Origin of the sequence: Solemya velum gill symbiont (assembly GCF_002020255.1) — a bacterium.
Lineage (GTDB): Bacteria > Pseudomonadota > Gammaproteobacteria > Chromatiales > Chromatiaceae.
Map to the genome: position 1 here is coordinate 23,447 of NZ_MPQG01000020.1, position 20,169 is coordinate 43,615.

At 52.9% G+C, this 20,169-nt stretch carries 16 protein-coding genes and 1 tRNA gene; 1 reads left to right on the plus strand and 16 read right to left on the minus strand.

The genetic code is table 11. The features are described 5' to 3' along the window. Window positions 1-3: 3 nt before the first annotated feature. Genes ggt through BOW06_RS11465 form a run of 4 tightly spaced genes read right to left on the minus strand, consistent with a single transcriptional unit; the run spans window position 4 to window position 4,350 of the window. Window positions 4-1,707 (minus strand): gamma-glutamyltransferase, encoded by a 1,704-nt coding sequence (gene ggt / locus BOW06_RS11450; protein ID WP_078454766.1) that lies wholly within the window; start codon window positions 1,705-1,707, stop codon window positions 4-6. Next, a complete protein-coding gene (locus tag BOW06_RS11455) occupies window positions 1,707-2,927 on the minus strand; it encodes a D-alanyl-D-alanine carboxypeptidase/D-alanyl-D-alanine-endopeptidase (protein ID WP_052132024.1) in 1,221 nt (406 codons plus the stop codon). Before BOW06_RS11455 ends, ggt begins: the two co-directional genes overlap by 1 nt. Next, complete coding sequence (gene ubiA / locus BOW06_RS11460; RefSeq protein WP_043116034.1) at window positions 2,927-3,799, minus strand: 4-hydroxybenzoate octaprenyltransferase; 873 nt, start codon at window positions 3,797-3,799, stop codon at window positions 2,927-2,929. Before ubiA ends, BOW06_RS11455 begins: the two co-directional genes overlap by 1 nt. Further along, window positions 3,796-4,350 (minus strand): chorismate--pyruvate lyase family protein, encoded by a 555-nt coding sequence (locus BOW06_RS11465; RefSeq protein ID WP_078452617.1) that lies wholly within the window; start codon window positions 4,348-4,350, stop codon window positions 3,796-3,798. The genes ubiA and BOW06_RS11465 overlap by 4 nt, the downstream gene beginning before the upstream one ends. A gap of 136 nt (window positions 4,351-4,486) precedes the next feature. On the opposite strand from BOW06_RS11465, the gene BOW06_RS11470 reads away from it, so the two are divergent. Beyond that, complete coding sequence (locus tag BOW06_RS11470) at window positions 4,487-5,257, plus strand: hypothetical protein (protein ID WP_078454765.1); 771 nt, start codon at window positions 4,487-4,489, stop codon at window positions 5,255-5,257. A 15-nt stretch (window positions 5,258-5,272) separates the two neighbouring features. On the opposite strand, the gene BOW06_RS11475 is transcribed toward BOW06_RS11470, so the two are convergent. The 12 genes from BOW06_RS11475 to BOW06_RS11530 all read right to left on the minus strand — a co-directional run. After that, the gene (locus BOW06_RS11475; RefSeq protein WP_306292329.1) at window positions 5,273-7,480 is read right to left on the minus strand and encodes a RelA/SpoT family protein; all 2,208 of its coding nucleotides are present in this window, start codon (window positions 7,478-7,480) and stop codon (window positions 5,273-5,275) included. Between the two features lie 228 nt (window positions 7,481-7,708). Beyond that, complete coding sequence (rpoZ, locus tag BOW06_RS11480; protein ID WP_043116035.1) at window positions 7,709-7,987, minus strand: DNA-directed RNA polymerase subunit omega; 279 nt, start codon at window positions 7,985-7,987, stop codon at window positions 7,709-7,711. Between the two features lie 3 nt (window positions 7,988-7,990). Further along, window positions 7,991-12,217 carry a DNA-directed RNA polymerase subunit beta' gene (gene rpoC, locus BOW06_RS11485; protein ID WP_078459503.1) on the minus strand — a complete coding sequence of 1,409 codons (4,227 nt, stop codon included), beginning with the start codon at window positions 12,215-12,217 and terminating at the stop codon, window positions 7,991-7,993. A gap of 19 nt (window positions 12,218-12,236) precedes the next feature. Further along, window positions 12,237-16,310, minus strand: coding sequence for a DNA-directed RNA polymerase subunit beta (gene rpoB, locus BOW06_RS11490; protein ID WP_043116039.1), 4,074 nt, complete (start codon window positions 16,308-16,310; stop codon window positions 12,237-12,239). A 183-nt stretch (window positions 16,311-16,493) separates the two neighbouring features. Next, window positions 16,494-16,865 carry a 50S ribosomal protein L7/L12 gene (gene rplL / locus BOW06_RS11495; RefSeq protein ID WP_143555820.1) on the minus strand — a complete coding sequence of 124 codons (372 nt, stop codon included), beginning with the start codon at window positions 16,863-16,865 and terminating at the stop codon, window positions 16,494-16,496. Between the two features lie 56 nt (window positions 16,866-16,921). Further along, window positions 16,922-17,449: a 50S ribosomal protein L10 gene (gene rplJ / locus BOW06_RS11500; RefSeq protein ID WP_078455163.1), complete on the minus strand. Its 528-nt coding sequence runs from the start codon at window positions 17,447-17,449 to the stop codon at window positions 16,922-16,924. 256 nt (window positions 17,450-17,705) lie between these two features. Continuing rightward, on the minus strand, window positions 17,706-18,401 hold the full coding sequence (gene rplA, locus BOW06_RS11505; RefSeq protein ID WP_043116043.1) for a 50S ribosomal protein L1: 696 nt from the start codon (window positions 18,399-18,401) through the stop codon (window positions 17,706-17,708). Further along, a complete protein-coding gene (gene rplK / locus BOW06_RS11510; RefSeq protein ID WP_078454764.1) occupies window positions 18,402-18,833 on the minus strand; it encodes a 50S ribosomal protein L11 in 432 nt (143 codons plus the stop codon). A 91-nt stretch (window positions 18,834-18,924) separates the two neighbouring features. Then, entirely contained in the window at window positions 18,925-19,458 is a 534-nt protein-coding gene (gene nusG / locus BOW06_RS11515; protein ID WP_043116046.1) for a transcription termination/antitermination protein NusG, read from the minus strand. Between the two features lies 1 nt (window position 19,459). After that, window positions 19,460-19,837 (minus strand): preprotein translocase subunit SecE, encoded by a 378-nt coding sequence (gene secE, locus BOW06_RS11520; RefSeq protein WP_078454763.1) that lies wholly within the window; start codon window positions 19,835-19,837, stop codon window positions 19,460-19,462. A 16-nt stretch (window positions 19,838-19,853) separates the two neighbouring features. Continuing rightward, a tRNA-Trp gene (locus tag BOW06_RS11525) sits at window positions 19,854-19,929 on the minus strand. Window positions 19,930-20,071: 142 nt separating this feature from the next. Then, window positions 20,072-20,169 (minus strand): EF-Tu C-terminal domain-related protein (locus BOW06_RS11530; protein WP_078453405.1); only part of this gene is annotated, 98 nt, incomplete at its 5' end.

Genomic DNA, 20,169 nt, shown 5'->3' on the forward strand with positions numbered 1-20,169 from the left:
TTGTCAGCGTACGCCGGCGATTCCGCTGACACGCGGGTCGCTGGCAGCACTGACCTCTCCTGTCAGCTTGTCCAGCGTCACCGCCTGCATATTGCCGTAGACCGGATTCTCTTCGCCATAGGAACCCATGCGCTCAGAAAATTGATGCCCCATTATGCCGAGTTCCCAGTGTGCATCCTCGCTGATCGCATCTTCTTCATAGGTAATGGAATCGGGCAGGTACTGGTGATGAAAACGTGGTTTGCTGACGATGGCATGCGCATCACCACCTTTCATGAATTCCAGTGCACCAAGTAATACCATTGTGATAATCCTGCTACCACCTGGTGTACCCAGTATCGCCAGTCGCTGATCATTTTCAACGAATGCCGGGGACATGCTCGACAGCGGACGCTTGCCGGGAGCGATGGAATTCGCTTCAGCACCAATTAGCCCGTAGACATTGGGCGAACCGGGTAAAGCGGAAAAGTCATCCATCTCGTCATTCAGAAGTACACCGGTCCCCGCTGCCACGTAACCGGATCCGAATGGATAGTTAATGCTGAGAGTTGCAGCAACACGGTTCCCCTCTTTGTCGAGTATGGAGAAGTGTGTTGTATCACGCCCCTTTGCACTCTCGGCGGTTGCAACAGGCAGAAAATCACTGGGCGTTGCTATCTCTTCCTTGATCCACTCTTTTCTCAGCGAAGCTGCATGACTCTTGTTAATCAGCTTGCTGACAGGCACATCAACAAAATCAGAATCTCCCAGGTACTCGGCCCGGTCACGGTAGGCCAGGCGCATCGCTTCGACAATCAAATGTGTGCGCATAACCTCATCCAGACTGTCGAGGTCATACGGCTCCAGAATATTGAACATGGTTGCCAGTGCCACTCCCCCGGATGAAGGAGGCGCTACAGTGGTCACTTTCCAGCCCCTGTAATCAAAACTGATCGGCTCCCGTTCAATAACCCTATAGTTTGAGAGATCCTGCAGGCGCCAGATGCCACCATTGCGGCGTACCTCTCTGACCAGCGCAGTGGCAATCCTGCCACCATAAAATCCCGCCCTGCCCTGCTCCGCCAGCGCACCAAGCGTCTGTGCCAAATCGCGCTGTATAACCAGGTGACCAAGTGGTGGAACCTCTTTGTTATGCAGGAAAATTCTTGCGCTCTCACTATCGCGCGTCAACAGTTTGAGACGCATCGATGCCATGCGTTGATAGTGAGCATCAACCTCAAAGCCTGCTTTCGCAAAAGCGATTGCAGGAGCTAGCGTCTGCTTCAGCGGTAACTTTCCATACTCCTGTGCGAGCTTCGCAAGGGCCGCAGGGATACCAGGAATTCCAGCCGACAGCGGTCCCTCCAGCGAGTCAGATGTCGGCTTGCCATCTTCACCCAGATACATGTCACGTGTTGCTTCGAGTGGCGCTGTCTCACGCGCGTCCAGCATCACCTGACGATCATCACTCGCCCTGTGCAAGAGGTAAAAACCACCCCCGCCAAGTCCGGATGAGTAGGGTTCGACAACCGCCAGTACCGCAGTCACGGCCACTGCTGCATCAAAGGCATTGCCGCCATCACGAAGAATCTGCAGGCCCGTGGCAGTTGCATAGGGATGAGCCGAAGCGACAGCCACCGAGTTAACAATAACGGGGGGTGCAACAGGCTCTTTAGCAGAGATGCCACTGCTTACGAGAAGAACACACAACGATACAAGCAAACGCATTAGCAATCCTTTCCACACAGCGCTGTGGGAAGACGATGACGAGTAGAGAGCGCCTCGGCGACGCGTACCCTGAAGTAATAATCTGACGGCTGGTTGATCAACAGGCTGAATGGCTGCCAGCTTCCATCGCGCTTGAGAAAGCCCGCATAACAGCTAATGCCACGCAATGTACCTGTTTTTGCCAACACCTTGCCTTTATGGTTCGGAAGCAGTTCACGATAAGGCTTAAACTCCTTGACCACTTCCAGCAACTGCCTGGCACTGAGGTGATTTTCACGTGATAGTCCAGCCCCTTCAACCACCTTGAACTCCTTCCATTTAAACCGCTTCCTGATCCATTTTTGCATCCGTTGCTGGGCTTTGTTCATATCCAGCGGACCCTTGTCACCAGCCATCAGCAGGAAGAGTGAATTGGCAATGAAGTTGCTCGAATGCTCCATCATTGCAGCCACCACCGTACTCAGGGTGCGGCTGTTTTTGTGAGTATAGATCGGTTTGAGTCCATGCGGAACCTGTCCGGCAGAGAGTCTGTTTTTAACAGCAACTCCAGCGAGACGTAACTTGGCTGCCAGTAATTCTGCGAAATAGCGCGGCCCGTTCTCCTCGCTGATGAGATTGACGCGTCCGCGACTCTTCTTTTTTGCATATCGCCTGGCAATTTTTTTGCCAAGCGCCGTCATGGGTGTTTGCGGCTCTGCCGAAATGATTTTATTTGCTGATTTCTTGTAGCTTACGGTATTGAAATTGGCCGCGAGTGAAGAGATCGGTGCATCGTAGGGATTATCGCTGCTTGAGCGCCCACCAATCTTCAGGTCACTATCGAAAAGCGTTGCATCGGTACTGATGCCATCAAGCTTGTGAACGCCCTGTTCCTGCAATGCTGTAACAATCAGATCGAGCTCTTCGGAAACCAGGAAGGGATCACCGCCACCCCGAACCCAGAGGATATTATCCTGAAGATAAAAACGGGTTTCGAAACGATGCTCTTCACCCCAGTGCTCAAGTGCAGCAAGCCCTGTCAGAAGTTTCAGTGTCGAGGCTGGAATCATCTGGCGACCGGCCAGTTTGCTGGCAACTGTTTTACCATTCTCTTCGAGCAACAGGCTCGCATTCGGCATGGCCGCAAGTCTGACCAGCGGATCCTTCTGGGCAGCCTGTAGTGGCTGACATAACAAGAGCAGCAAGAAAGGAAGGAGAAGGCGTGAAAAAAGAGACAACATCAGGAGCCTGCGAGATAGTCCAGAAACAGGCCGGCAAAGACAATCGCACCGAACCAGTTGTTATTCAGGAATGCCTGGAAACAGGCTTTTGGCTCGCGCTCACGTATCAGCCACTGTTGATAGATAAACAGGGCTGTCGCCACCGAGATACCGGCAACATAAAATGCATCTCGCCCGGTAATGAGGCCGACCCACATCAGCAGAATAATCATCAGCCCCTGTAGCACGCCGATAATCAGGCGATCGTACTCGCCAAAAAGGATTGCACTCGACTTGAGGCCGATCTTTAGATCATCTTCACGATCTGCCATCGCATACATGGTGTCGTAGATCAGCGCCCACAAAACAGTAGCCAGGAAGAGCAGCCAGGCCGCCAGCGGGATCTCCTCTCGCAAGGCCATGTAGGCCATCGGAATCGCCCAGCCAAATGCGATGCCAAGCACCAGTTGCGGGAGGTTGGTGTAGCGCTTCATGAAAGGGTAAACAGCTGCTGTTACAACTGCGGCAAAGGAGAGCAGAATGGTTCCGGCATTGAGAAACAGCACCAGGAAGAAAGCAGCCAGGGAAAGGACCGCAAAGACCTTTAGCGCCTCGTTTGGCGTGATTTTACCTGCCGCCAATGGCCGCTGTTTTGTGCGCTCCACATGGCCGTCGAAATCACGATCGGCATAGTCGTTGATTGCGCAGCCGGCCGAGCGCATCAGGACAGTTCCAGCAACAAAAATCAGAACAACGAACCAGTGTGGTGAACCCTCGCCTGCAAACCACAGTGCCCACAGTGCAGGCCACAGCAACAGCAAAATACCGATTGGCCGGTTAATCCTGATCAGTTCGCCATACAGGATCAGCTTGTTGCGGATTTCGGGGTTCATGCCTTTTCACTCACGATCGTGGGAAGAAATATTTCATGTACCAACAGGGGCTGACCCGCATAACGGAAACGCGTTCTGCGCCCCCAGAGTATATCGGCCGGTTCAGCAAGCGCCTGGTTTGCGCGCCGGAACAGACGATTGTTATTACGCAACTCGGCCACCTCGAATAGCTCCCTTTGTGTCGATCTGTCATTAAAAAGGACCGCGCCGAGTGGACGATTCCCCAGCACAGTTAACCCACGAACCCGTCCCTTCATGCTACTGACGGGAATCACAGTCCTGGCAAACACCAGCGGCGTTGAATCACACCACAGCTCTACCTCGCGTACAAGTCCACGTTCACCCATCGCCATCATTAATACCTGGCGTTCGGATTCAAGCGGCCGTGTCCACTCCTGGTTCAACAGGCGCACATGAAAACGTCCACTGCAATAATCTGTCAGTCGCTGTGTCAGTGAGTCCGGATCGCTCAGCCATGCCTCGACATTCCCCGGCACTGATCTCAGGTGCAGACGCCTCATTGGCATCCACACTGCTTCACGTTTGCTCATTTATCAAACAGCCCGGGCAGTCATCGCTATATTCATGCGTACATCTTATCGCACTACGGCAATAGCAGACAGTGAAAGCAACCAGTGCACATCATGGTAAAATCACACCAGAATTTTAATTTGAAGGCTGAAAAACATGTTTAACCTGCTGAGACTGCTGCTCCTCGCCATAATTGCTCTTGCTGTCGTGATTTACCTGCGCCCTGACCTGCTTGAACAGGTCGGCATCCAACTCCCGCAACAGCAATCGACTCCGCAGCCCACTGCACCACCTGTTGCTGAAACCGAACAGGCACCAGCTCCTGCTCCAGCACCTGTTGAACCCCCTGCTCCCGCGGTTCAGGCCACAGTGACAGAAACACCGCGTGAATCTATTCCACAGGAACAACCTCAGGAGAGCGAGCCAGTCGCACCTGCCGAACCGGCTGCTTCCCAGGCAAGTGACGCAACTGCTGTTGCCGCACCGGACACCATCGAGCAAGAAGCAAGCCAGGCAGCTGATTCCGCTGTAGAAGCCACCCTGGAGCCAAATGCAATGACTGAAGTTCCTGCAAATGAAGTAATCCCACAGCAAGTACCTGCTGAGGCAACTGCTCCAGTCACGGAACCCATGACTGAGGCGGCTGAACCTGTTGTTCCGGTTTCTGAAACTGCAATCGAACAAGTGGCTGCTCCAACAGAATTTACTACGGAACCAGCCGTACAGGATGCTGTTACCGAGACCCTGACTACGGAGGTTCAGGCCACAGAAACCCGGACCACTGACACCCCGGCTGCTGAGGTCCAGGCTACTGAGCCAGAGCTTGCCACGGAAGAGCTGAAAGAAAAAGCGATGGAACAGCTGCTTGAGACATTCGGCAGCGAGCCTGAAAAGCCAGCCATGCAATTCAGACCACTCGAAGAGTGAACCCTTTGGCCCGGGCTAGCCGATCATACGCGTCAACCTGTTGACGACAGGAACATGTCGCAGGTTTTTCATCAGGCGCGAAAGGTGGCGCCTGTCGTGAACACTGAGAGTAACGATCAGTACCGAGATGCGTCCATCATAGTCATCGGTACGGATTGATTCTATATTTGATCCCGCATCGGCAATTGCCGATGCGACGGTCGCCAATACTCCGGGCTGGTTGCTCGCCTCGACGCGCAGCACGACTGGAAAACTACCCGTGATACTGGATTCCCACGCGACATCAACCCAGTTTTCCGGGTACTTGCGCATATCCGAAATATTCGGGCATGTCGCATGATGAACAACGATGCCACGCCCGGGGTGAAAAGTACCGATGATCGGATCTCCCGGAATCGGATGGCAACAACGTGCATAACTGACCACCATACCCTCAGTGCCACGTATATTGACGCGCTGTGCTGCCAAAGGCTGCGCCTCACCACCTGATCCGGCATCACCCTCTTCTACGACGCCATCAGCGAGGCGTTTTGCCACCAGGCGTGCCGGGCGATTGCCCAGCCCCACGTCAGCGAGGAGATCATCAAACTCGCTATAGCCGAGCTCTTCGCGTATCTCCTCTATTGCCTGTTGTCCGTACTTTTCCAGGGTCCCTCCATAGAGCTGCAGCTCGGCAGCAAGCAGTTGCGCACCAAGTTGTACGGCATCCTGACGCTGCAGGTTTTTCAGGTAGCTGCGAATCGAGGCACGCGCCTTGGAAGTCACTGCGAAATCAAGCCAGCGCGGGTTGGGTCGACTCTTTTCCGCAGTATGGATCTCGATGGTCTCACCATTATGCAGGCGGGTCTTTAACGGCACCATGCGCTGATCGATACGCGCTGCGACACAGTGGTTTCCGACTTGCGAATGTACTGCGTAGGCAAAATCGATTATCGTCGACCCTTTAGGCAGCACGATAATCTTGCCCTTTGGAGTGAATACGTACACCTCGCCCGGGAACAGGTCGAGCTTGACGTTTTCGAGGAACTCCATCGGATTCGCCGAATCTTTCTGCACATCGAGCAGGTTTTTCAGCCAGTCAATACTGTTGCGTGCGGTACTGCTACCCGCTTCACCACTCTTGTAATTCCAGTGTGCAGCAACCCCGCTCTCTGCGACCTGGTCCATTGCCTGGGTGCGAATCTGCACCTCGATCGGGCCACCGTGCGGACCAACCAGCACTGTGTGCAAAGCCTGGTAGCCACTCGCCTTGGGTATTGCAATATAGTCCTTGAAGCGCCCCGGTCTCGGTGCATAGACATGGTGTACGCTGCCAAGTGCCCGGTAGCAGGCATCGACGTCATCAACAATAATGCGGAAACCGACCACGTCGGCAATCTCGGAAAAGGGAACCTTGCGATCACGCATTTTCCTGTAGACACTGAAAAGATGTTTCTCGCGATAGACCACATCGGCATGAATCTTCTCACGCATCAGCTGGCCACGTATCGCGGCAAGCGTACCGCTGGTTAACTCCTTGTGGAAACCATGGTGCTTGACAACCGCCTCCCTCAGGATGCGATATCGCATCGGCCAGTGTGCCTGGAATGCCAAATCCTCAAGCTCATGGCGCAGGCGGCTAATGCCGAGACGCTGTGCAATCGGCGCATATATTTCCAGCGTTTCACTGGCGATACGCCGTGCCTTTTCGGGACGCATCACTCCCAGTGTGCGCATGTTATGCAGTCGGTCGGCCAACTTGATCAGAATGACCCGAATATCCTTGGTCATCGCGAGAATCATCTTCTGAAAACTCGCTGCCTGGGCCTCTTCGCGCGAACTGAAATCGAGTGATGTCAGCTTGGTCACACCATCGACCAGTTCTGCCACCTCTTCATCAAACTGCTCATGGAGCTGTGATTTTGCAGTCGGCGTATCCTCTATAACATCATGCAACATGGCCGCCATAATGCACTTGTGGTCCATGCGCATGGTCGCAAGGATATGTGAGACTACAATCGGGTGATAGATATATGGCTCACCGGAAAGGCGCTTCTGGTTGATGTGTGCATCTGCGCCAAACAGGTAGGCGCGGTAGATTTCACTCACCTGTTTTTGCGGGAGATATGTCTCAAGATAAGAGGTCAGATCACTGATCAGAAAGCGCAGGTCCGGCTGCCTTTTCTCATTGTGGAGAGGCATATCGAGCTGGGTATCCCCGATCGAAGGCTTGGGCTCACTCAATTGAAGCTGCCACTATGGAGTCTCGATGATCATCTATAAAGAATAACACCAGATTGCTGTTAAACAACAGCAGGTTGTGGAATGAAATACTTAAACCAGTAATATTCATCCCACTCGCCGCTCCATGACATCTGCATCATCACCAGGTAATGTACATCCTGTACATAAAAAAACCGCCACTCAAATGAGTGACGGCTTGTCAGGATTGTTACGAAAACACCCGATCTGTTACATTCCGGCAAGTTCCTCGCCAAGTGCAAAAATTAGGTCTTCCTCGTTGATCTCCTCGGTCACTTCCTCAACTGCAAGAGCAGCATCAAGTGATTCGTTAGAAACCAACCCCTCTGCGATCTCACGCAGGGCGATAACGGTTGGCTTGTCGTTCTCTTCCGGCAGCAGCGGCTCAACACCCTCTGACAACTGGCGAGCTCGCCTGGTTGCAAGAAGTACCAGGTCGAAACGGTTATCGACATGCTCAAGGCAGTCTTCTACTGTTACACGTGCCATTGGTTATTCTCCTGTGCCTTTTTCATCAGACTCTTCGGAAACGCTGAGCGCCTCCTTGATTGCCGCCTCGACTTCCTGCGCCGCAAGCGTTGTATCGACTTCAGTCTCTTCTACCACGCGGTTATCTTTGCGAGTCCTGTGATAGGAGAGGCCTGTTCCCGCAGGAACCAGGCGACCAACGATAACATTCTCCTTGAGGCCGACAAGATCATCAGATGCACCGCGAACGGCTGCTTCCGTGAGTACTCGTGTGGTCTCCTGGAAAGATGCTGCAGAGATGAAAGACTCTGTTGCCAGCGATGCCTTGGTAATACCAAGCAGTACCGGATCATAGAGTGCAGGCTGCTTACCTTCTGCAACCAGCTTCTCGTTAGCTTCAAGTACGCGTGAACGCTCTGCCTGTTCGCCCTTGATAAAGCGTGAATCTCCGGAGTCGGTAATCTCAACCTTACGCAGCATCTGGCGAATGATGACCTCGATGTGCTTGTCGTTGATTTTTACACCCTGCAGACGGTAGACGTCCTGAATCTCCTTAACCAGGTATTCAGCAAGATCTGTGACTCCACGCAGGCGCAGAATGTCGTGCGGTACGAGTTCGCCATCAGCAATAATCTCACCACGTTCAACATGCTCACCCTCGAACACATCAATACGACGCCATTTCGGGATCAGTGTCTCGGTTGTTTCACCGTTCTGATCAGTGATGACCAGGCGCTGCTTACCCTTGGTCTCCTTGCCGAAACCGATGGTTCCGGAAGACTCAGCAAGAATCGCAGGCTCTTTCGGTTTACGTGCCTCGAAGAGGTCAGCAACACGTGGAAGACCACCCGTGATATCACGAGTCTTGGAAGATTCCTGCGGGATACGTGCAAGGGTGTCACCAATCTTAACCGCGGCACCATCCTTAACGCTAACAACCGAACCTGACGGCAGGAAGTAGGAAGCCGGAATATTGGTATGTGCAATATTGACGTCCTTACCCTTGTCGTCGACCAGTTTCACCATCGGACGCAGATCTTTGCCTGCAGCCGGACGCGCTTTCGGATCGATAACTTCAAGTGACTTCAGACCGGTAATGTCGTCAGTACGGCTTGCAACTGTGACGCCTTCGACAAAATCGACGAACTGCAGAATACCGGCAACCTCGGTAATAACCGGATGCGTATGCGGATCCCATGTTGCAATCAGTGCACCGCCTTCGATTTCCAATCCATCCTTGACCAGCAAGGTGGCACCGTATGGCAGCTTGTAGCGCTCACGCTCACGACCAAGCTCGTCAAGTACGTGGACTTCACCGGAACGCGAGGTAACAACCTGGTTACCTGACTCCTGCTCAACATACTCGAGGTCACTGTAGCGAACCTTACCGCCATTCTTGGCGTCGATGCTGTTCGCAGCAGCAGCTCGTGATGCAGCACCACCGATGTGGAAGGTACGCATGGTCAGCTGGGTTCCCGGCTCACCGATACTCTGTGCAGCGATAACACCAACAGCCTCACCGGTATTGACCTGGTGTCCGCGTGCGAGGTCACGTCCATAACACTGGGAGCAGACGCCGACGCGTGCATCACAAGTGATTGCAGAACGTACCCACACCTGGTCGACACCGTTATGGTCGAGCGTATCGACCCAGCGCTCATCAAGCAGCGTGCCGGCTTCACACAACAGCTCTTCAGTTGTTGGATGATAGATATGCTGTGACACGACACGACCGAGGATACGCTCACGCAGTGGTTCGACAACGTCACCACCCTCGATGATCGGAATCATCAGGATGCCGTTTTCTGTTCCACAATCATCCTCGAGGATAACCATGTCCTGTGCAACGTCGACGAGACGACGTGTCAGGTAACCGGAGTTCGCAGTTTTCAGGGCGGTATCCGCAAGACCCTTACGAGCACCGTGAGTTGAAATAAAGTACTGCAGGATATCGAGACCTTCACGGAAGTTTGCCGTGATTGGCGTTTCAATGATTGAGCCGTCCGGCTTGGCCATCAGGCCACGCATACCGGCAAGCTGACGAATCTGAGCTGCCGAACCACGAGCACCGGAATCGGCCATCATGAAAATCGAGTTGAACGAGTTCTGTTCAACGTCTTTGCCTTCAGCATCGGTAACAGTCTCTTTACCGAGCTTGGTCATCATCGCCTTGGCAACCTGGTCGTTGGTATGTGACCAGATATCGATAACCTTGTTGTAACGCTCGCCCTGGGTAACAAGACCTGATGCGTACTGATTCTGAATCTCCTTAACCTCTGCTTCTGCAGACGCAAGAATACTCTCTTTCTCTGGCGGAACCACCATGTCGTTTGAACAGATGGAAACAGCCGCGCGGGTTGCATAACGGTAACCCGTGTACATCAGCTGGTCAGCAAAAATAACTGTCTCTTTCAGTCCGACACGACGATAGCAGGCGTTGACCAGGCCGGATATGGCGCGCTTGCCAAGCTCCTTGTTCATCAGTTCGAAAGAGAGCCCTTCAGGCAGGATTTCTGCAAGCAGTGCACGACCGACTGTTGTATCGATAATGGTCGTGGTGGTTTCGCTATCACCATCGTCATCATTAATCGTCTGGGTAATACGAACCTTGACCTTGGCCTGCAGGTCGGCATTTCCTGAATCATAAGCGCGACGCACTTCATGAATATCAGAGAAGACCATGCCTTCACCCTTGGCATTAACTCTTTCGCGGGTCATGTAATAGAGACCCAGGACCACGTCCTGTGAAGGAACGATGATCGGCTCACCATTCGCAGGCGAGAGAATGTTGTTGGTCGACATCATCAACGAGCGCGCTTCGAGCTGTGCTTCCAGCGACAGGGGTACGTGTACCGCCATCTGGTCACCGTCAAAGTCGGCGTTGAACGCGGTACAGACGAGTGGGTGCAGCTGAATCGCCTTGCCCTCGATCAGAACCGGCTCAAATGCCTGGATACCGAGACGGTGAAGTGTTGGTGCACGGTTGAGCATGACCGGGTGCTCGCGGATAACCTCTTCAAGGATATCCCAAACTTCCGGATCACCACGTTCAACCATCTTCTTGGCAGCCTTGATGGTGTTGGCAAGTCCACGCCACTGCAGCTTGCTGAAGATAAATGGCTTGAACAGTTCCAGTGCCATCTTCTTCGGAATACCACACTGGTGCAGGCGCAGTGTCGGGCCGGTTACGATAACCGAACGGCCAGAGTAGTCGACACGCTTACCAAGCAGGTTCTGACGGAAGCGACCCTGCTTGCCCTTGATCATGTCTGCAAGCGATTTCAACGGACGCTTGTTTGAACCTGTAATGGCACGGCCACGACGGCCATTGTCGAGCAGCGCGTCGACAGATTCCTGCAACATGCGCTTTTCGTTACGTACGATGATATCCGGAGCCATCAGCTCAAGCAGTCGCTTGAGACGGTTGTTACGGTTGATAACACGACGATAAAGATCGTTGAGATCAGATGTTGCGAAGCGGCCGCCATCGAGCGGTACCAGTGGACGCAGTTCAGGTGGCAGTACTGGCAGTACTTTCAGGATCATCCACTCGGGACGGTTACCTGAACTCTGCAGGGACTCAAGCAGCTTGAGACGCTTGCTGAGCTTCTTGATCTTGGTCTCGGACTTGGTCGCGCCCATCTCTTCGCGCATGCGATCGATCTCTTTGGAGATATCGATAGTGCGCAGCAGTTCGAAAACGGCCTCGGCACCCATGCGAGCGTCGAATTCGTCAGCATACTCTTCGACTGCTTCAATGTACTGCTCATCAGAGAGCATCTGGTTGCGCTCGAGCATGGTCATGCCCGGCTCGATTACCACGTATGACTCGAAGTAGAGTACGCGCTCGATATCCTTCAGCGTCATGTCCAGCAGCAGACCGATACGTGATGGCAGCGACTTCAGGAACCAGATGTGTGCACAGGGCGCAGCCAGTTCGATATGTCCCATACGCTCACGACGTACTTTTGACAGCGTGACTTCAACGCCACACTTCTCACACACCACACCGCGGTGCTTGAGACGCTTGTACTTTCCGCACAGGCACTCGTAGTCATTGACCGGGCCAAAAATCTTGGCACAGAAAAGACCGTCGCGCTCCGGCTTGAAGGTACGGTAGTTGATTGTTTCAGGTTTTTTGACCTCTCCGTATGACCACGAACGGATCATCTCCGGAGACGCCAGGCCAATGCGGATTGCATCAAACTCTTCTACCTGGTCCTGTTTCAGGACATTCAGCAAATCTTTCACAATTGATCTCCCGGCGTGATTACTCTTGTTCCAGCTCGATATTGATACCGAGTGAACGGATCTCTTTAACAAGGACATTGAAGGATTCCGGCATACCCGGCTCCATGCGATGATCGCCATCGACAATGTTCTTATAGATACGTGTACGTCCGTTGACGTCGTCCGACTTGACCGTCAGCATCTCCTGCAGTGTGTAGGATGCGCCATAGGCCTCGAGTGCCCAGACCTCCATCTCACCGAAGCGCTGGCCACCGAACTGTGCTTTACCACCAAGTGGCTGCTGGGTAACCAGGCTGTACGGACCGGTTGAACGTGCATGCATCTTGTCATCAACCAGGTGGTTGAGTTTCAGCATGTACATGTAGCCAACAGTGACCGGACGTTCAAATTCTTCACCTGTGCGACCGTCGGTGAGAGTCATCTGACCACTCTCCGGCAGACCTGCAAGTTTCAGCATGCCGCGGATCTCATCCTCGTGCGCACCGTCGAATACAGGTGTCGCCATTGGTACACCACCACGCAGGTTGCCGGCCATCTCGAAAATCTCGTCATCACTGAAGCTGTCGAGGTCTTCTTTCTTGCCACTGGTGTTGTATACCTTGTCGAGGAATCCACGTACTTCACTGGCATTCTTCTGTGCATCAAGCATCTCGCCGATTCTGTCACCAAGTCCCTTGGCAGCAAAACCGAGATGGGTCTCAAGTACCTGTCCGATATTCATTCTAGACGGTACACCCAGCGGGTTGAGTACGATATCGACAGGAGTACCATTCTCGTCGAAAGGCATATCCTCGACCGGAACAACCTTCGAAATAACACCCTTGTTACCGTGGCGTCCCGCCATCTTGTCACCTGGCTGGATACGACGCTTGACGGCTACATAGACCTTAACCATCTTCTGTACGCCTGGAGCCAGGTCATCACCGGTTGTCAGCTTGAGGCGCTTCTCTTCAAACTTTTCGCGATAGTCTTCACGCTGCTTCTTGACCTGCTCTGCAACCATCTCGAGTTGCTTGGCAGCACCTTCGTTGTGCAACCTGATTTCGAGCCACTGATCCTGCTCCAGCTCTGCGAGATACGCCTTGGTGACCTTGGTGCCCTTCTTGATCTTGTTTGGACCGCCATCAGCAACCTTTCCGATCAACATCTTCTCAACACGTGCGAAGGTGTCGAGTTCCATAATGCGCAACTGGTCGTTGAGGTTCTGGCGGACACGTTCGAGTTCGGCTTCTTCGATCTCCAGTGCACGTGCATCTTTCTCGACGCCGTCACGGGTAAAGACCTGTACATCGATAACGGTTCCGCTGATGCTTGATGGAACACGCAGTGAAGTATCTTTAACATCAGATGCCTTCTCACCGAAGATTGCACGCAGCAGTTTCTCTTCCGGAGTCAGCTGGGTTTCACCTTTCGGCGTAACCTTACCGACCAGGATGTCGCCATCCTTGACCTCGGCACCGATGAATACAATTCCTGACTCATCAAGGCGGCCGAGTGCAGACTCACCGACATTCGGGATATCCGCTGTAATCTCTTCTGAACCCAGCTTGGTATCACGCGCCATGCAGGTCAGTTCTTCGATATGAATCGTGGTAAAACGATCTTCCTCGACGACACGCTCCGAAATCAGGATGGAGTCCTCGAAGTTGTAGCCGTTCCACGGCATGAAAGCGACTCGCAGGTTCTGACCCAGTGCCAGCTCGCCCTTGTCTGTTGACGGGCCGTCGGCAAGTACGTCACCACGTGAAATCTGATCACCGGTACGTACCAGTGGACGCTGGTTGATACAGGTGTTCTGGTTTGAACGCATGTACTTGGTCAGGCTGTAGATATCAACGCCTGACTCACCAGCAATCGCCTCGTCGTCATTAACACGAATAACGATACGCATTGCATCAACTGACTCGACATGACCGCCGCGACTAGCAACCACACCAACACCCGAGTCGATGGCAACAACACGCTCGATTCCTGTACCGACCAGTGGCTTGTCTGCCTTCAGGGTTGGTACTGCCTGGCGTTGCATGTTTGAACCCATCAATGCACGGTTTGCGTCATCGTGCTCGAGGAATGGGATCAGTGCCGCAGCAACAGATACGATCTGTTTCGGCGATACGTCCATGTACTCGATTTTATCTGGTGTCGAGAGTGTAAATTCGTTCTGGAAACGGCATGAGACAAGCTCTTCCGTCAGCGCACCCTTGTCACTCAGCACGGCGTTCGCCTGTGCGATCATGTAGCGACTCTCTTCGATTGCGGAGAGATAATCAATGTCATCAGTGACCTTGCCATCCTTGACAACACGGTACGGAGTCTCGAGAAAACCATAGTCATTGGTACGCGAATAGACTGCGAGCGAGTTGATCAGACCAATGTTCGGTCCTTCAGGAGTCTCGATCGGGCATACACGACCATAGTGGGTTGGATGCACATCGCGTACCTCAAAGCCTGCACGCTCACGTGCCAGACCGCCCGGGCCCAGTGCAGAAACACGACGCTTGTGCGTGATCTCAGACAGCGGGTTGTTCTGGTCCATAAACTGTGACAGCTGGCTTGAACCGAAGAACTCCTTGATTGCAGCCGAAACCGGCTTGGAGTTAATCATCTCCTGCGGCATCAGGCCTTCACTCTCTGCGAGGCTGAGACGCTCCTTGACCGCACGCTCGACACGTACGAGGCCAACGCGGAACTGGTTTTCTGCCATCTCGCCGACACTACGGATACGACGGTTACCGAGGTGATCGATGTCATCGACCATGCCGTTGCCGTTACGAATATCGATCAGTGTCTTGAGGACTTCGACGATATCCTCATTTGAGAGAACGCCCGAACCTTCAGATTCTTCACGACCGAGACGACGGTTGAATTTCATGCGACCGACCGCTGAAAGGTCATAGCGATCAGGTGAGAAGAAGAGGTTGTCGAACAGGTTCTCGGCTGCGTCTTTTGTTGGCGGCTCGCCCGGACGCATCATGCGATAGATCTCAACCTGGGCAGCAAGCTTGCTGTCGGTTGGGTCTATACGCAAGGTATCAGACAGGAAAGGACCGTGGTCAAGATCGTTGGTGAAGAGAGTCTTGATCTCTTTAACACCATTCTCGATCATCGCCTCGACCATCTCTTCTGTAATCTCGTCATTGACGTTAACCAGGATTTCACCTGTCTCCTTGTCAACCACGTCATGCGCGATCGTACGACCGACAAGGTAGTTGAGAGGCACGTCCAGCTTGGTGATGCCTGCCTTGTCGAGTTCATTGATGTGGCGCTGGGTAATACGGCGACCGGCTTCAACCAGTACCTTGCTCTTGATCTTTATATCAAGATCGAGGGTTTCACCACGCAGACGCGCAGGAACCAGGTCGGCAGTCAGACCCTTCTTTGACAGATTGAAAGTATCTGTCTCGAAGAACATATCGATCATTTCGCTTGTTTCGTAACCGAGTGCACGCAGCAGAATGGTTGCTGGCAGCTTGCGACGACGGTCGATACGGACGAAAACACAATCCTTCGGATCAAATTCGAAATCGAGCCATGAGCCACGGTATGGAATCACGCGTGCAGAAAAGAGCAGCTTGCCCGAAGAGTGGGTCTTGCCCTTGTCATGGTCGAAGAAAACGCCAGGCGAACGGTGCAACTGGGAGACGATAACACGCTCGGTACCATTGATAACAAAGGTGCCGGTATCAGTCATCAGAGGCATTTCGCCCATGTAGATTTCCTGCTCGCGAACCTCTTTTACACGGTTCTTCTCTTTGCTTTCCTTGTCGTAGATGACGAGCTTGACGAGCACACGCAATGGTGCAGCGTAGGTCGAACCACGCAGCTGACATTCGCGCACATCGAATGGCGGCTCGCCGAGACGGTAATTGACGTACTCGAGAACAGCACTGCCTGAATAACTCTCGATTGGAAAGACAGACTTGAAAGCTGCATGAAGACCTTTGTCATCACGCTCGTCGGGATTCGCATCAAACTGAAGAAAATCACGGTATGAGTCTATCTGGGTAGCCAAAAGAAATGGCACTTGCAGAATACTTTCCTGCTTGCCAAAGTCTTTACGGATACGCTTCTTTTCTGTGAAACTGTACGCCATCTTTTCCGTCCCTCGGGATTATTCGGAACACTCCCGCATTGCGGGAAACCACTGGGCTTTCGCCCGTCATATCGCCGGCGGATCACGCCGGACTATATGCCAATTCAGAAGCGGGAAAAGGCCGGTGACCTTCCGGTCACCAGCCTGTCCGCTCAAGAGTCGGCAAACTTACCGTACAAGATCTTACTTGATCTCTACGGTAGCGCCTGCTTCTTCGAGCTGCTTCTTGAGGTCTTCTGCTTCGGCCTTCTCGACGCCTTCTTTCAGCGGAGTGGGTGCACTCTCTACTGCTTCTTTGGCTTCTTTCAGACCCAGACCGGTTACGCCGCGGACTGCCTTGATAACGGCAACTTTGTTGTCGCCGAAACCAGTCAGAACTACGTCGAATTCAGTCTGTTCTTCTGCAGCAGCGCCACCTTCGGCACCAGGTGCAGCAACAGCAACTGCTGCAGCGGCAGCAGAAACACCAAACTTCTCTTCCATTGCTTCGATGAGCTCAACAACTTCCATTACGCTCATGCTGGCAATCGCTTCGAGGATATCTTCTTTACTCACAATATTTACTCCTGAATACGCTTCAACACACTAAGGTGAATCAGCCAATTAATCGCTTAAGCCGCTTCTTTTGCGTCTTTAACCGCTGCAACGGTGCGTACCAGCTTGCCCGGGACCTCGTTCATGGTGCGTGCCAGTTTCTCAACTGGTGCTTTCATGACGGCCATCAGCATGCTGACTGCTTCGTCGTAAGTCGGCATTTTTGCCAGGGTTCCAATCTCGCTCGGATCAAGCATCTGTCCACCAATGGAAACCAGCTTGACTTCAAGTAGATCGTGCTCCTTGGCAAAGTCTTTAATGACGCGAGCAGCAGAACCAGGATCTTCCTGGGAGAATGCCAGCAGCAGCGGACCGGTAAGGCCTTCCTGCATACATTCAAAATCAGTACCTTCTACGGCACGGCGAGCCAACGTATTCTTGACAACACGAAGATAGACACCATTATCACGCGCCTGTTTGCGCAATGCTGTCATCTCGTCAACGCCAAGACCACGGTACTCGGCCGCGATCGCAGAAAATGCACTTCCTGCTACTTCAGCAACTTCGGCGACAATGGCTTTTTTCTGCTCAAGATTAAGAGCCACTAGTCACCTCCTGACTACGGTGGAATCAATGATTCCGTTAAACAAATTCAACCCGGCAAATGCCAAGTTGACGTTAACGTGACCGCTATCAGGTTTTCTGGTCGTAACCAGGGTATCCTGACATGGCCCCGTCTGCGCGGGAAATTAAGCAGCAATCGCTTGCCGCACCTGCGGTCTTTGACGGCCACGACCGGTAAACCGGTCATTGCCACAAAGTTCTTTTTTCAGTGCACGAATGCACTGGAATTCACAGCTGTTAGAGGGTTAGAGAGCCCTGGTCCAGCGTAAGACCCGGTCCCATGGTGGTGGAAACCGACATCTTCTTCAAATAAATACCCTTTGCAGCACTTGGCTTGGCCTTCTTCAGGTCAACAATCAGTGCTTCAAGGTTCTGCTGCAGCGCGCTCGGTTCGAAATCAACCTTGCCGATCGAGCAGTGAATGATGCCGTTCTTGTCGGCACGGAACTGTACCTGGCCAGACTTGGCATTCTTGACCGCTTCTGCGATGTTAGGTGTTACAGTGCCAACTTTCGGGTTAGGCATCAGGCCGCGTGGACCGAGAATCTGTCCCAGCTGACCAACAACACGCATTGCATCCGGTGAAGCAATGACAACATCAAAATCCATGTTGCCCTTTTTGACTTCTTCTGCGAGATCATCCATACCAACGATGTCCGCACCGGCTTCTTTAGCAGCATCTGCATTCGGACCCTGGGTAAATACCGCAACGCGGACATCTTTACCAGTGCCGTTTGGCAGAATGCTTGATCCACGTACAACCTGGTCAGATTTACGTGCATCGATACCGAGGTTGATTGCAACATCAACACTCTCGGAGAATTTGACTGAAGAGAGCTCTTTCAACAGGCTGAATGCTTCTTCAGCAACATAGAATTTGCCGAGCTCAATCTTCTCGTTAATCGCCTTCTGGCGCTTTGACAGCTTAGCCATTTACACACCCTCCGTGTCGAGACCCATGCTGCGCGCGCTGCCAGCAATAGTACGTACGGCTGCATCCATATCTGCAGCAGTCAGGTCAGGCATTTTCATGGTCGCAATCTCTTCGAGCTGCGCACGATTGACCTTGCCAACCTTGTTTGTGTTGGGCTCGCCACTGCCAGACTTGATACCTGCAGCCTTCTTCAGAAGAACTGCCGCTGGCGGCGTCTTCATGATGAAGGTGAATGAGCGATCAGCGTAAACCGTGATCACTACAGGTACAGGCATGCCTATCTCGATACCCTGGGTCTGTGCGTTGAACGCCTTACAGAACTCCATGATATTGACACCGTGCTGACCCAGTGCCGGACCAACAGGTGGACTTGGATTCGCTTCCTGTGCAGGAACCTGAAGCTTGATATAAGCTTCGATCTTCTTAGCCATATTTTACTCCTGCGGGTAATGACGCAAGGGACTGGTTACCTTTGCTCCCCGACAATAAATTAAACAACAGCCGTTTAAGGCTGGTTAATGATCAGCTCTTTTCGACCTGACCGAATTCGAGATCCACAGGAGTGGATCGTCCAAAAATCATGACAGAAACACGTAAACGGCTCTTGTCGTAGTCGACTTCTTCTACAACACCGCTGAAATCGTTGAACGGACCATCTGTGACACGTACAACTTCGCCCGCTTCGAACAACACCTTTGGACGCGGCTTGTCGACGCCTTCCTGCACACGCTGCAGAATCGCATCGGCTTCCTTTTCAGTGATCGGTGCAGGACGGTCTCCCGTTCCACCGATAAAGCCCATTACCTGGGGTACATTCTTCACCAGGTGCCAGGTCTCATCCGTCAGTTCCATGTTCACCAGCACATAACCGGGAAAGAACTTGCGTTCACTGCGTCGCTGTGACCCGCTGCGCATTTCGACAATCTCTTCTGTCGGGACGAGAATCTCACCAAAGAAATCCTGCATGCCTGCGCGCTCAATGGCGTCTTCCAGCGAACGTTTGACACGACCTTCATAGCCCGAAAAGGCATGTACAACATACCAATGCTTAGCCATATCAGCCCCCGGTGCCAACGATTGAACGAAGGATCCAGCCCAGTATGCCGTCAACGGCCCACAGGAACAGCCCAACCAGCAATACGACAAACAGAACGATCAGTGTCGTCTGCAAGGTTTCCTGGCGACTCGGCCATACAACCTTGCGTACCTCGGTACGCGCCGAAGTGGCAAAGCTCCAAAGCGACTTGCCTTGTGCCGATGTCAATGCAACAGCCGTAGCAACGCCCGTAATTACCAGCAAGGCAATCACGCGCAACAGGGTTGATTGCGCCTCGAACATATAAAATGCTGCGATTCCGCCAATCAGAATTGCAATAGCCGCCATCAACTTGATGGTATCCATTGCTGTAGTTTGTTGTTCTGCCTTTACGTTCATCCTGCCAACTTAAAAGTGGCAGGCCAGGAGGGACTCGAACCCCCAACCTGCGGTTTTGGAGACCGCTGCTCTACCAATTGAGCCACTGGCCTGTAATTACCCTGATCCCAGGGAATACAAACAATTTCTCTTCCATGAAGCACCGCTTCTGGCGATGCATATTTCCTATCTTGCGAAACGACGAAAGAGGTGGCGCAATGCGCCCGCCTCTTTCGCGTCACGATAGAGTATCGATTACTCGATAATCTTTGCTACAACACCGGCGCCAACAGTACGGCCACCTTCGCGAATCGCGAAACGCAGGCCTTCTTCCATTGCGATCGGTGCAATCA

What these genes read in the sequence shown, in the direction of transcription:
- nusG (WP_043116046.1), bottom strand. Translation starts at nt 19,458, where the DNA reads ATGGCTAAGCATTGGTATGTTGTACATGCCTTTTCGGGCTATGAAGGT.
- BOW06_RS11470 (WP_078454765.1), top strand. Translation starts at nt 4,487, where the DNA reads ATGTTTAACCTGCTGAGACTGCTGCTCCTCGCCATAATTGCTCTTGCT.
- BOW06_RS11455 (WP_052132024.1), bottom strand. Translation starts at nt 2,927, where the DNA reads ATGTTGTCTCTTTTTTCACGCCTTCTCCTTCCTTTCTTGCTGCTCTTG.
- secE (WP_078454763.1), bottom strand. Translation starts at nt 19,837, where the DNA reads ATGAACGTAAAGGCAGAACAACAAACTACAGCAATGGATACCATCAAG.
- rpoB (WP_043116039.1), bottom strand. Translation starts at nt 16,310, where the DNA reads ATGGCGTACAGTTTCACAGAAAAGAAGCGTATCCGTAAAGACTTTGGC.
- rplA (WP_043116043.1), bottom strand. Translation starts at nt 18,401, where the DNA reads ATGGCTAAGCTGTCAAAGCGCCAGAAGGCGATTAACGAGAAGATTGAG.
- ubiA (WP_043116034.1), bottom strand. Translation starts at nt 3,799, where the DNA reads ATGAACCCCGAAATCCGCAACAAGCTGATCCTGTATGGCGAACTGATC.
- BOW06_RS11465 (WP_078452617.1), bottom strand. Translation starts at nt 4,350, where the DNA reads ATGAGCAAACGTGAAGCAGTGTGGATGCCAATGAGGCGTCTGCACCTG.
- rpoZ (WP_043116035.1), bottom strand. Translation starts at nt 7,987, where the DNA reads ATGGCACGTGTAACAGTAGAAGACTGCCTTGAGCATGTCGATAACCGT.
- ggt (WP_078454766.1), bottom strand. Translation starts at nt 1,707, where the DNA reads ATGCGTTTGCTTGTATCGTTGTGTGTTCTTCTCGTAAGCAGTGGCATC.
- rplK (WP_078454764.1), bottom strand. Translation starts at nt 18,833, where the DNA reads ATGGCTAAGAAGATCGAAGCTTATATCAAGCTTCAGGTTCCTGCACAG.